This is a genomic window from Amycolatopsis sp. NPDC051071 (assembly GCF_040682875.1).
GTDB lineage: Bacteria > Actinomycetota > Actinomycetes > Mycobacteriales > Pseudonocardiaceae > Amycolatopsis.
Map to the genome: position 1 here is coordinate 1 of NZ_JBFBBY010000195.1, position 12,658 is coordinate 12,658.

At 69.8% G+C, this 12,658-nt stretch carries 11 protein-coding genes; 3 read left to right on the forward strand and 8 right to left on the reverse strand.

Going from position 1 to position 12,658, the window contains the following annotated elements; translation table 11 throughout:
• Positions 1-152: 152 nt before the first annotated feature.
• From AB0M65_RS36025 to AB0M65_RS36060, 8 genes are all read right to left on the reverse strand, one after another.
• A complete protein-coding gene (locus tag AB0M65_RS36025; RefSeq protein WP_364038299.1) occupies positions 153-2,078 on the reverse strand; it encodes a penicillin-binding protein 2 in 1,926 nt (641 codons plus the stop codon).
• Positions 2,078-2,812: a hypothetical protein gene (locus AB0M65_RS36030; protein ID WP_364038302.1), complete on the reverse strand. Its 735-nt coding sequence runs from the start codon at positions 2,810-2,812 to the stop codon at positions 2,078-2,080. Before AB0M65_RS36030 ends, AB0M65_RS36025 begins: the two co-directional genes overlap by 1 nt.
• Positions 2,809-3,768, reverse strand: a complete 960-nt coding sequence (gene rsmH / locus AB0M65_RS36035; RefSeq protein WP_364038305.1) for a 16S rRNA (cytosine(1402)-N(4))-methyltransferase RsmH — start codon at positions 3,766-3,768, stop codon at positions 2,809-2,811. The genes AB0M65_RS36030 and rsmH overlap by 4 nt, the downstream gene beginning before the upstream one ends.
• A gap of 203 nt (positions 3,769-3,971) precedes the next feature.
• Positions 3,972-4,403 (reverse strand): division/cell wall cluster transcriptional repressor MraZ, encoded by a 432-nt coding sequence (mraZ, locus tag AB0M65_RS36040; protein WP_091616769.1) that lies wholly within the window; start codon positions 4,401-4,403, stop codon positions 3,972-3,974.
• Positions 4,404-4,915: 512 nt separating this feature from the next.
• Positions 4,916-5,665, reverse strand: coding sequence for an ESX secretion-associated protein EspG (locus tag AB0M65_RS36045; protein WP_364038310.1), 750 nt, complete (start codon positions 5,663-5,665; stop codon positions 4,916-4,918).
• Entirely contained in the window at positions 5,662-6,240 is a 579-nt protein-coding gene (locus AB0M65_RS36050; RefSeq protein ID WP_364038313.1) for a PPE domain-containing protein, read from the reverse strand. Before AB0M65_RS36050 ends, AB0M65_RS36045 begins: the two co-directional genes overlap by 4 nt.
• Positions 6,241-6,431: 191 nt before the next feature.
• Entirely contained in the window at positions 6,432-6,998 is a 567-nt protein-coding gene (locus tag AB0M65_RS36055; protein ID WP_364038316.1) for a DUF3558 domain-containing protein, read from the reverse strand.
• Complete coding sequence (locus AB0M65_RS36060; RefSeq protein ID WP_364038319.1) at positions 6,991-7,344, reverse strand: hypothetical protein; 354 nt, start codon at positions 7,342-7,344, stop codon at positions 6,991-6,993. Before AB0M65_RS36060 ends, AB0M65_RS36055 begins: the two co-directional genes overlap by 8 nt.
• A gap of 285 nt (positions 7,345-7,629) precedes the next feature.
• Between AB0M65_RS36060 and AB0M65_RS36065 the strand changes: the two genes are divergently transcribed.
• From AB0M65_RS36065 to AB0M65_RS36075, 3 genes are all read left to right on the forward strand, one after another.
• Complete coding sequence (locus AB0M65_RS36065; protein ID WP_364038322.1) at positions 7,630-8,718, forward strand: MoxR family ATPase; 1,089 nt, start codon at positions 7,630-7,632, stop codon at positions 8,716-8,718.
• Positions 8,719-8,782: 64 nt separating this feature from the next.
• On the forward strand, positions 8,783-10,063 hold the full coding sequence (locus AB0M65_RS36070) for a DUF58 domain-containing protein (RefSeq protein ID WP_364038325.1): 1,281 nt from the start codon (positions 8,783-8,785) through the stop codon (positions 10,061-10,063).
• Positions 10,060-12,585, forward strand: a complete 2,526-nt coding sequence (locus AB0M65_RS36075; protein WP_364038328.1) for a DUF3488 and transglutaminase-like domain-containing protein — start codon at positions 10,060-10,062, stop codon at positions 12,583-12,585. The genes AB0M65_RS36070 and AB0M65_RS36075 overlap by 4 nt, the downstream gene beginning before the upstream one ends.
• Positions 12,586-12,658: the final 73 nt, after the last annotated feature.

Sequence of the window (12,658 nt, forward strand, 5' to 3'; positions counted from 1 at the left end):
GCACTACGCCACAACGCCCGCGACTTCACCCGACCACTAACACTACTCGGAATCACCCACTGACCAGCCACAACGACTTTGCCGGGGCCCTGCGCCTAGCGCAAGGAAGGGGGCCTTCATGTACTGGCGAAGCGTCCCGGCAGCCCAAGCGGTCAGGAAACAATCAGCGGGACCTGGGGTGCGGGACCGTCCGAAAGCGGGATCTGGAACCGCTGCGCCAGGTAAGCGGCCAGCGAGTGGAACAGCGGCGCGGCGGAATGCCCTTCCGGCAGCGTCGTCTCCGGCGCGTCCAGCCGGATGCCGATCACGAACCGCGGGTCGTCGGCGGGCAGGATCCCGGCGAAGGTGATGTTGTACAGGTGGTTGCTGTACGCCTTCGTCTGCGGGTCGACCTGCTGGCCGGTGCCCGTCTTGCCCGAGATCTGATAGCCCTCCAGCGCCGCCGTCGGCGCGGTGCCGCTCTGCTGCCCCTTACCCTTCTGCGTCACGGCACGCATCATGTCGCGCACGGTCTTCGCCGTCTGCGGGCTGACCACCTGCACGGTCTTCGGCGCGGGCTCGGGCACGACCGTCCCGTCCGGGTTGATCTTCGACTTGACCACGCGGGGTTCCACGCGGAGCCCGTCGTTGGCGATGGCCTGGTACATCCCGGCCATCTGCACGACGGTCATCGAAAGGCCCTGCCCGATCGGCAGGTTCCCGAAGGTCGTGGCGTACCACTGGTTGCGCGGCGGGACGAAGCCCGGGCTCTCACCCGGCAGGCCGAGGCCGGTCCGCTGGCCGAGGCCGAACTTCTTGAGCAGGGCCGCGTAACGGTCCTCACCGATCTTCTGCGCCAGCAAAAGCGTGCCGACGTTCGACGACTTCGCGAAGATGCCGGTGGTGGTGAACTGCTGCGTGCCGTGGTTCCACGCGTCCTTCACGACCTTGTCGGCCACCTGTAGCGAACCCGGCACCGACATCGACGCCTCGGGCGTCGTGATGCCCTCTTCGATCGCGCCCGCGGCGGTGACGACCTTGTTCACCGAACCCGGTTCGAACGGCGTGGTCACCGCGCGGTTGTTCAGGTTCTCCGTCTCGCCTCGCGACTCCTGGTCGTTGAGGTCGACCGTCTTGTCGTTGGCCAGCGCGTAGACCTCGCCGGTCTTCGAGTCCATGATGACCGCCTGGCCGCCCTTGGCCCGCGACTTGGCGACGTACTCGGTCAGCTGCCGCTGCAGTTCGTACTGCAGGTCGGTGTCGATCGTCAGCTGCAGGTCCGAACCGGAGACGGCGTTCTGGATGTCCCGTTCGGTGCCGGGGATGACCAGGTTGTCGTTGCCGTTCCGGGTGTTGACGATCTTGCGTCCCGGCGTTCCGGCCAGGTCGTTGTCCCGCGAAGCCTCAAGGCCGTACACACCGTGCAGGTTGTGCTTCGAGAGCTCCGGGTCGTCGGTGCGCCAGTTCGCGTAACCGATGACGTTCGCGCCGATCGAGTCGCCGGGGTACTCCCGCTTGGAGCGCTTCTCGACGCTGATCCACGGGTATACCTTGACAATGGCGTCGGCGACCGACGGTTCGATGTCGTGGACGAGGTAGGTGAACCCGTCGGGCTTGTGGAACTTGTCCAGCAGGTCCTTCTCGGTGATCACACCCGGCAGCTTGGCGGCGATGAGCTTCGCCGCACCGGCGACCTCGGTCTCGAAGTTCCTGCCCTTGGCGGGATTCTTCGCGACCTCGTCCATCGTCTTGTGCAGCCAGTTCAGGCTCACCGCGAGCGTGCGCACCTCGATGCTGAACGCGATCTTCGTCCCGTTGCGGTCCATGATGGCCCCGCGCTGCGCGGGACTCTCGATCACCGACGCCCGCTGCCGTTCGGCGGCTTCGGAAAGCGCGCCTGCCTCGAACCACTGCACCTGCACCAGTTTCAGACCGGCGAGCACCATGACGATGATCAGCAGGATCCGCACGCCGGTGAACCGGCTCGGGTTCCCGCCGTTGCCACGGCGGGCGGTGGCGCGACGGGTCCCGGCGGCGTAGGTCCGCCGCGCGCTGCCCGCCGACCGGGCCCGGGGTTGTGCCGGGCGGCCGGGTGACATCACTGACCTCCCTGCGCCGGGGGTGCCGTGTTTTCGGCCGGGGGCGCCGCGTTCTCCTGCGGAACCGCGGGCTGGTCGCCTTCGATGGGTCCCTGCTGTGTTCCCTCGACCGGGGCGGGTGCGACGGGCGCGACCGGGACGGCGGGGGTGTCGGCGTGCGCCTTCTTCGGCTCACCGACCACAGTGGACTGCCCGTCCGGGCCGACCACGATATGCGCGGGGTCGCCACCGGGCACCATGCCCCCTTCCCTGGCCTTGGGTGCCAGCGAAGCGGGTGACTCGGCCTTCGCGACCTCGCGCTGCAGCCGTTCCTTGGCTTCGGCGAGACCGGCGTTGGCCGTGCGGAGTTGTTCGAGCCGGTACGAATCCGCGATGGCCTGCGTGGTCAGCCACAGCGTGCACGCCACGCCGACGGCGAGCATGCCCATCATCATCAGCACGAACGACGCGCGGGAACGCGGCCAGCGCGGCTTGAACGTCTTCTTCGGCTGTTCCTTGCCCGTGCCGCCTTCGGCGTCCGGACGGTTGCGCTGCTGGTCGCGCTGCAGCAGATCGGCGCGCTGGGCACGGCGGGCGTAGGCACGTTCGGCCGCCGACGTCCGGCCGCGGGAGGCGCGGGTGGACGTCGTGGTCTCGGTGTTTTCCGGCGCCTCGTCGACCGTGCTGGTCGCACGCGCACGCCTGCCGGCCGCCGGTGCGCCCCGGCGGCCGCGGGACTTCGCGGGAGCGGTCATCGTGCTCGGTCTCCGATCCGTTCGGCGGCTCGCAGCCGCACGGAGGCGGCCCGTGGGTTCAGTTCGGTCTCCGCCTCGCCGGCCTTCTCGGCCCCTCTGGTGAGCAGTTTCAGTTCCGGGCCGTGGCCCGGCAGTTCCACCGGAAGCCCTTCCGGGGTCCGGGATTTCGCCAGTTCCGCGATCGCCTGCTTGACCAGGCGGTCCTCAAGGGACTGATAAGACTCCACGACGATGCGGCCGCCGACGGCGAGTGAGGCCAGCGCCCGCGGCATCGCCCGCCGCAGCACTTCCAGCTCGCCGTTGACCTCGATCCGCAACGCCTGGAAAGTCCGCTTCGCCGGATGTCCGCCGGTGCGCCTGCTGGCCGCGGGAACCGCGTCGTAGAGCAGTTCCACCAGCCGTCCGCTGCGGGTGAAGGGTTCCTTCTCTCGTTCCGCCACAACGGCTTTGACGATCCGCTTGGCGAAGCGTTCCTCGCCGTAGTCGCGCAGGATCCGGATCAGCTCGCCCGGTGTGTAGGTGTTGAGGACGTCGGCCGCGGTGATCCCGGTGGTCGGGTCCATCCGCATGTCGAGCGGGGAATCCTTGGAGTAGGCGAAACCACGCTCGGCGCGGTCCAGCTGCATCGAGGAGACGCCGAGATCGAAGAGGATTCCGTCCACTCTGGACAGTCCCAGCCCTTCGAGCGCGGACGGCATCTCGTCGTAGACGGCGTGCACGAAATCGACGCGATCACCGTGTGGCGCAAGCCGTTCCGCGGAAAGCTCCAGCGCGTTGGGGTCGCGGTCGAGTGCGACCAGGCGCAGTGAAGGGAACGCGGTGAGCAGTGCGTCCGAGTGGCCGCCGAGTCCGACGGTCGCGTCGACCAGGACGGCCTCGCGGCCGGAGAAGACCGGCGAGAACAAGTCCACGATGCGGCTCAGCAGCACCGGGACGTGCTCGTGTTCGTCCGCCATGTCTTCCCCCTTTCCTGTCGTGCCGGGGAAGATGCCGGATGCCGTCAGGTCCCTGTCCGCCCGCTTACTGACCTGGTACCGGGGAAGGTGTACCAGGGCCACTGAGCGGACAGAGGCCTCACGGCATCCGTGTGGACGGTTCCCGGCGTGTCCGAAGCATGAACCCGCGCCCCCCGACGGCGTGGGTGCTTCCTCGGTCACGTCTAGAAGACGCCCGGCAGAACTTCCTCTCGAGCCTTCGCGTAGCTGTCCTCGTGTTCGTCCAGGTAGCCCTGCCACGCTTGGGCATCCCAGATCTCCAACCTGGTGATCGCCCCGATCACCACGCACTCCTTGTTCAACCCGGCATAACGCCGGAGCTCGGACGCGATCGCGATACGTCCTTGCCCGTCCGGGCGTTGTTCATCCGTCCCGGCGAAGAGATAACGCTGATAGGCCCGGACCGCCTCGTTCGTGAACGGGGCGTCGGCGACCTTCCTCGCCATCTGCTCGAACTCGGCCCGGGGAAAGACGAAGAGGCAGTGATCCTGCCCCTTGGTGATCATCAGCCCACCGGCGAGCGCGTCGCGGAACTTCGCGGGCAGCGTGAGCCGCCCCTTGTCGTCCAGTTTCGGGGTGTGGGTGCCGAGGAACACCGGCTCCACCTCCCTACCGATCTCAGCTGCGAACAACCAAGGTCGGCCACGGGGCTCCCTTCCGCCCCACTGCGCACCACCGTACCCCACTTTTCCCCACAGTCAACGCGACAAAAGCCGCCACCACTCCGTCGTGTCAGACGTTTTCGCTGGTCAGCCAGGTGGGGCCAGGTGGGGGCGTGGTGGGGGACGGTGGGCAAGATCCCCCTGGGCGGGTATCGAAGCAACCTCTTCTATGCCTGATGCGTCCGGAAAACGGCAGCCGGAACCCTGCCGTGGGGCAAAAGGGGGTGAAAGTGGGGAATCCGGTGTGGAGCGGGACCACAGTGGAGCGTCGGCGTTCGGTCTGGAAGTACAGGAAGGCCCCCTTCCTGTACTTCGGAACGCGCTTCGCAGTCCTGCCTGAACGCTCACTGCTCACGAGGCTGACGTCGTCGGGTCATCCCAGGTATTCGGCGTCCTAACCGGACTCTCGACTCAGTGTCCGCGCCGGGCGCTGGCCCGTGCATGGGCTAGCGGTCCGGATCAAGCAGCCCGGCCAAGCGCGCGGCCAGCCGGGGACCGTCTACAGGGGACACGGTCACCCACGCCTGCCCGCCGCGTCCTTCGGTCCGCACCGCGCAGTAGGCGCCGACGTCGGTGTCGAACCAGGTCAGGCCGCCCGCCCGCTGTGCCCGGCCGTCCCTGGCCCTGGTCCGCACGGTGAACTGGCCCGCGCTGTAGACCGGCCGCGCCTGGATGGCGAGCACCTCGCGCAGCTGACTGTCCGAAGCGGACGATCGGCCTTCGCCGAACACGGGATCTTCGAGGTCGCCGTCGAAGCGCGTGGCGGGCAGGCTGATGCCGTAGCCGGGGCCCGGCCGCAGCTCCGGCAGGACGTCGACGATCGCGGTGAACACCTCGCTGTCGCTGATCCCGGCGAGCCCGATGGTCTGCCCGGGTTGCGTGGCCAGCACCCCGTGCCGCCCGCGTGCGGCCGCGACCGCGCGAAACGGGGCTTCGGCCGTCATATCGGCCAGCGCTTCGCATTCCACGTAGACCTCGGCCCTGGCGAGCAGGTCGAGGCGGGCTTCGAGGGCCGCGTCCAGCCGGTCGCCGTCATAGAGGCCGCGTTCGGCGAGGTTTTCGTAGACCGAACCCCGGATGCCGTCGCGTTCCGCCGCTGTTGCACCGACACTGCGGACGGACAGCGGCCACGGCGGGGTGGCGTGGCCGAGGTCGGACCAAAGGACGTCGAACGCCGACGCGGAAACGCGGATCAAGACCGTCCCAGCTCGGGCGGCTTCCCGAAGGAGACCTGCGGGGTGAGCGAACGCAGGGCGGCGTCGCGGTTGTTCATCACGTCGACGGCCTTGCGCCGGGCCTCCTCGGCCTCCGCGTGGCGGGCCTCCATCTCGTCGGCGAGTGCCGCGAGGGCCAGCAAGTTCCCGCCGGCGGCGGCGCCGCGGATCATCGCGCCAGGGTCGTAGTCCACCGGCGGTGGCATATCCGCGCGGGCGCGCGCCGCCACCTCGGCCTGCCCGGACACCGCCTGCCCGAGCGCGGACGAGAGATCCGCGGACCAGGTCAGCCATCCGGACGCCCTGGTCAGCACGCCGCGGAGCGCGTCGCCCGCTTCCCCGCGCCAGTTCTCCTCGCTGCTGCCGACCAGGCCCGCCAGCTCGGACGTCGCGTCGTGCATACGCCGCGCCAGCGCGTCCCATGCGGCGCCGATGCCGCCCGCGGCCTCGGGGTCGTTGCCGGCCTCGACCTCGGCGGCCAGCGCCTCGTGGCTGTAGGCCTCATACCGCGTGGCCGCGACCGGGATCTCGCGTCCCGGCATCTCTCCTTCAGGCACGGCACCTTCTCCTTAGTGGTCAGTTCCGGTGGTGAACCCGCGACCGCGATCGACGTCGGCAGGGCGCTGCCTGGTTGTCCACGTCACCTAGGGCGAGGCGTCCTGCCACCGCGATAGCGGGGCCTCCGGCCGGGGCGGGTTCACGCGTCTGGTCACCTCTCCGGACAAATCTCAGCTCCGCCATCAGGCTCCTAAGGCAGTTTGGGTTCGGCCAGTCCCGCCACCGTCACCGCGCGCTCGCAGGCGAGCGTGGTGTCGGTGAAGTTCGTGTTGCTCACGTCGATCTGGACGCTCGCCTTTTCCCCCATGCCGAGCAGGACCGCGCAGGTCCCGTCGGCGGCCTTCTTGTCCGCGACCTTGAGCGCGTCGCGGTCGCCGACCTTGAGCTTGGTGGCGGTCTTGCGCGCGACTTCGAGGTCACGCAGGCCGTTCCGCTCGTCCACGGTGATGGTGACGCCGAAGGTCGCGGGCACCGTCCAGTCGCAGGCGCGGGCCCCGTTGATCTCCTTCGGGACGCCGAGGACGTTCAATCCGGCCGTCGACCGATCCCGCGGGCCGAGCAGAGCACACGGATCCACCCCGCCGCTCGACGCGGTTGAAGGCACCGAGGGTGCGGCCGATGGCGTTCCGCCGCCGTCGTCGGCCGCCGGAATTCGCGCCTCGCCCGCGGCCCCTTGCCCGCAGGCGGACACTGAAAGGACGGCGAGCGCGCCGAAGAGGGCGAGAACGGGGAGGCGGGACGTCGTGGGTTCAGCCACCGACACAGTCCACGCCGGCCGCGGCTTCTTCATCCTGATGAGTGTATTTGGCCAGCGCCTTCGCGATCCGGGTCTTGAGCGCCTCGAGCTCCTTGCCGAAGGCGGTCAGCGCCTCGACGGCGGACCCTTCGGCACCGATTCCGTACTGCGCCATGAACCGGCCGACCTCGTCCGCGTATCCCCCGCCGAGGGGAACCGTGCGGCCGAGCACTTTGGCCTCGCGGACCATCTGGCCGACCACGTCTTGCAGGGCGGAGATCTTCGCGTGGGCATCGGACGCCAGCTCCGGCGCGACCGCGAACCCGCTCAGGTCGAACCGCGGGTTGGCGGTACTCACCTCGCTCATATGCGATTACGCCTCTCCGTAGTCGAGCGACCTCGCAACGGAGCATACGACAAAACACCGCGTCAGCGGGAGCACCTGAAAACGCCCTCACCTCACCCGATCGAGGTAAAGTCTCTGGTTGCACAGAGTCATCGGTCGGGGTTGGCGGGGTTCCCCCCACGAGTTCGCCCGAGTTTGACACACTTCGTGGGAGGCTGACCGCTGCTCGGGGGACTACTTCGAGTACCAAAAGCTGGCCTTCAGCAGACCCAGCGGACATCCAGCCACGCGGCATCAGGAGGTCGAGTGACGTCGAGAATCCAGTCTGCGACGCCCGGCGAACAACAGGGCGAGCAGACAACCGGGCAAGCGCCGTACCCCACGGCCGCGGGCTCGGTGAGCGGCCGGCAGAACGGCCGCGCGAGCAGAGCGTCGCTCGACGAACTGCACGAGACGGCGCGGCGGATCGCCGCCAACGTGGAGCGGGTACTGGTCGGCAAACCCGACGTCATCCGCATCGCGATCGTCACCCTGCTCGCCGAAGGGCACCTCCTCGTCGAGGACGTCCCCGGGGTCGGCAAGACCTCGCTGGCGAAGGCGCTGGCCCGCTCGATCGACTGCACCGTGAGCCGGATCCAGTTCACCCCCGACCTGTTGCCCAGCGACGTCACCGGGGTGTCCATCTACAACCGGCAGAGCGGCGGGTTCGAATTCCGTCCCGGCCCGGTGTTCGCGAACATCGTGGTCGGCGACGAGATCAACCGCGCCTCGCCGAAGACGCAGTCGGCGCTGCTCGAATGCATGGAAGAGCATCAGGTCACCGTCGACACCTCGACGTACCACCTCGAAGAGCCGTTCATGGTGATCGCCACCCAGAACCCGATCGAGATGGAGGGCACGTACGCGCTGCCCGAGGCTCAACGGGACCGGTTCACCGCGCGCGTGTCCATCGGCTACCCCGATCAGCAGGCCGAACTGGCCATGGTCGAGGAGCACGCCGGGCACAACCCGCTGGCCGATCTGGAACCGGTCTCCGATCGCGACACCGTGCGGCGGCTGATCGAGACGGTCCGCTCGGTACATATGTCGCAGGAGGTCCGCCGGTACGCCGTCGAACTGGTGTCCGCGACCCGGCAGGTACCGGAAATCCGCCTCGGCGCCTCTCCTCGCGCCACCCTGCAGCTGGTCCGCGCCGCCCGTGCGCAGGCCGCGCTTTCGGGTCGCGAGTTCGTCGTCCCGGACGACCTGCACACGGTCGCGGTCCCGGTGCTGGCGCACCGGCTGGTGCTCACCACCGAGGCGCACGCCGCTCGCCGCTCGGCCACCGACGTGGTTCGCGCGATCCTGCACCGCGTTCCCGTCCCGCAGGGCTCTTCTGGCACGAACAACCGCTGACAAGGAAACCGGCTCCATCCATGCCCCCGCCACCGCCCTCAGAGGACGAGCTTCGCTCGACTGGATGGTTCTAATGCGTGCTCTGTCCGGCCTGACCACACGCGGCCGCTGCCTCCTCGCCGCCGGCGTCGCCGCGGCGGTGTGCTCGTTCGTGCTCAACGAACGGGACCTGCTGCGAGTCGCGGTGTTCGTCGTCGCCCTGCCGCTGCTGGTCGCCTACTTCATCTCGGCGACCCGGCTGCGGTTGGGCGCGGCGCGCGCGCTGCTCCCGGACCGGGTCTCGGTCGGCTCGCCCGGTGAGGTCCAGCTCGAACTCTGGCGTAACGGCAGGCTGCCCGCCGGCGAGGTGCTGCTCGAAGACGGCGTGCCGTACGCGCTGGGTTCGCGGCCGCGGTTCGTCGTCGAACGGCTCCCCCACGACCGGCGGGTCGCGCTGCGGTATCCGCTGCAGCCGGTGCTGCGCGGGATCCAGCAGGTCGGCCCGCTGCGGGCGACGATCACCGACCCGTTCGGGCTGTGCGAGTTCGAACGGGAGCTGATCGGGCATTCGCGGCTGGTCGTCGTGCCGAAGGTGGTCGGGCTGTGGGGCCTGCCCAGCGGTGCCGGGATCGGCGCCGGCGACGACGGCAGCATCCGCCTGCACGCCGGACAGGGCGAAGCGGATGTGATCGTCCGGCAGTACCGCCAGGGCGACGACCTGCGCAAGGTCCACTGGCGCTCGACCGCCCGCCGCGACGAGATCATGGTCCGCGTCGAAGAGCGGCCGTGGCGCGGCGGCACCACGGTGCTGCTGGACCACCGCGCGGCCGCCCACCACGGCACCGGCCCCGCCGCGAGCCTGGAATGGGCCGTCTCGTTCGCCGCTTCCGTCTCGCTGCACCTGCGCCGCTCGGGCCACCGCGTCCGGCTGGTCACCGAACACGGCCAAACCCTCACCGACACTCCCGGCGAAGGCGGCGAGCACTACGACAACGTCGTTCTCGACGTCCTCGCCGCACTCCAGCCCGCGCATCAGCGCGACATCACCCTCGGCGGAGACCCGGCCGGAGGACAGGAACTCATCGCCGTGCTCGGCACCGTGAGCAACGAATCCGTGCATGAGCTGTCCCGGTACCGCCCGCGTGGGATCCGGAGCCTCGCCGTGCTGCTCGACACCCCCGGCTGGTCATCGGGCGTCAACAAACCCGAGAACCGCGCCACCGCCACCGAAGAGTCGGTGGCGCTGCTGCGCGCGGCGGGCTGGGGCGTCGTGGTCGTCGGCCCCGGATCGCCGATGCAGCAGGTCTGGGCCGAGCTGTGCCAGACGGCCGCCCGCCGCGGCACGCTGATCGGAGGCGGCCTGTGACCGCGACCGCACCACCCCTCCCGCACACCCCGAAACCACGGCCCACCGCACCCGCCCCGGTCTGGACGAGCAGTGTGCTCGCGCCGGTCGCCGCCGGACTCGCCACGCTGTTCGCCTCGACCTCGCTCACCGGCGTCGTCTCCGGCTGGGCGTGGTTCGGCTACCTGCTGGTCGCGGTCGTGCTGATCGCCTCCACCGGGCTCGCCCTGCGCTCGCTGCGCGCGCCGACCATCGTCGTCGGCCTGGCGCAGCTGCTGGTCCTGCTGTTCCTGATCACCGGCGCGTTCACCACCAGCGGGATACTGAAGATCATCCCCGGCCCGGACGCGCTCGAAGAACTGCGTGGCGTCCTCGCCGCGGCGGCCGAGCAGATCCGCGTCGGGCTGCCGCCGATCGAGGGCACGCCGCCGATCCTGTGCCTGGTGACGATCGCGATCGGCCTGGTCGCGGTCCTCGTCGACACACTGGCCGTGGCCGCCGCCGCGCCCGCCGCGACCGGCCTGGTCCTGCTGTGTGTGTACGCCGTGCCCGCCGCGCTGGCCGAAGACATGCTGCCGTGGTGGACGTTCCTGCTCGGCGCGGGCGCGTTCGCCGCACTGCTCGCCGTCGACGGCAACCACCGGCATCGCCGCTGGCGCAACCGGGACGCGCCGGGACTCGGCAACTCGGCGAGCACGCTGTCCGCGCCGGTCGGCGTGGTGAGCGCGGCGATCGTGCTGGGCCTGGTCATCGGCACGGCGGTCACCGGTATCGGCACGGTCGGCAAACTCCCCGGCGCTGACGGCTCCGGCCGCGGTGGCGCCGGCGGGTTCGGCGTCGAGCCGTTCACGCAGCTGCGTGGCCTGCTCGACCAGGGCGAGAACGTGGAACTGTTCAAGGTCTTCGGGATGGGCGCGGACAAGCGGATGCTGCGCGCGTTCACTCTCGATACCTACACGCCGAACAAGGGCTGGGGGCTGGCGCAGAACGGCCGTGCCCAGCAGGGCGTGCAGGCCAACAAGGGCCTCCCGCTCGCTCCCGGCGACGACGGCGCCGGAGCCGCGCGCGAGATCCGGATCGAGCCGACGAACTGGGTCGACAACTGGCTGCCGGTCTACGGCGCGCCGCGGACGCTCAACGGGCTCGCCGACAACTGGCTGTACGACCCCGTCGGCGGCGCGGTGTTCACCACCACCAAGCAGAACGCGCCCGCCTACGTCGAAACCGCGTCGCTCCTGGAACCTTCGAAGGACCAGCTCCGGCTCGACGACCCTCAGCTGGCCGACGTGCCGCCGCAGTTCCTCCAGGCCGACCGCGTCGACCCGCGGGTGGCCGCGAAGGCCCAGCAGCTGACGCAGAACGAGACCAACAACTTCGACAAGGCACAGGCGATCTGGTCGTTCTTCACCGCGCAGAACGGTTTCGTCTACGACACGAAGACCGCCGACGCCACCGACTCCGACGCGCTCGCCGACTTCATCCTCAACGGCAAACGCGGGTTCTGCGAACAGTTCGCGTCCGCGATGGCCGTGATGCTGCGGTCGGCGGGCATCCCGTCGCGGGTCGCCATCGGCTTCACCTCGGGCACGCCCAAGGGCGATCACAACTCGATCAGCTCCGAGGACGCGCACGCCTGGGTCGAGGTCTACTTCGGCACCAAGGGCTGGGTGAGCTTCGACCCGACCCCGCTGGTCGACGGCCGCGCGGTCGTCCCGCCGTATCTGCAGAACGACACCAGCGCCTCCAAGACCAACGACACCCAGGAAGTGCCGACCGCGGCGGCGTCGAGCGCCCCCGCGACCGGCACCCCGCGGGACCCGGGCGCGGACACCGGCGCGGACGGCACCGGGGACCAGCAGGAGGAAGAGCCGCTGTGGCCCGCCATCCTCGCCGGTCTCCTCGCCGGTCTGGCCGCGGCGGTGACCGTGATCGTGATAGTGCGTACGCGGTTGAGATACCGGGAACTGATGCGCACGGCTCGCGGCCCGGACGAACCAGAGCCGGTCCGTGACGGCGCCGCGGACGGGTTCCTGGACAGACCGGAGGTCGCGAACTGGCTACCGCTGATCGCGATCGGGCTGTGGGTGGCGGCGTTCGCGTTCCTGGCGGCGTGGGTTTCATGGTGGTTCGCGCTGGCGCTGGTCGTCGTGCTCGGCGGCCTGGGTACCCCGACGACGATCCGGGAGATCAAGCGGCGGCTGCGGCTGCAGAAGATCTCGTCCCACTCCCCCACCGCGGCCGACGCGGCCTGGCGCGAACTGATGGACGAATGCGCGGACCGCGGCCTGCCGCTCTCCGACGGCGACACGGTGCGGGTGGCAGGCCGGAAGGTCGTCGAGAAGCACCGTCTGGACGAGGAGGGCCGCTCCGGCCTGCGGACGGTCATCGGCGTCGTGGAGCGGTCCTGGTACTCGGACGAACCGGCGAGCGACCAGACACTGGGCCCGGCGTTCGACGAGGTCCGCAAGAGCCTGCGGCGGAACGCACCCATGTCGTGGAAGGGCAGGCTGTTCCCGCGGTCGCTGCGGCGGCGGGAGAAGTAGCGCTTTCGGCCCGGACCTGGGGGAGCACCGGCGGTGTGGGTCTCGTGAGTGTTTTGGGTCGTTAGAACGACCC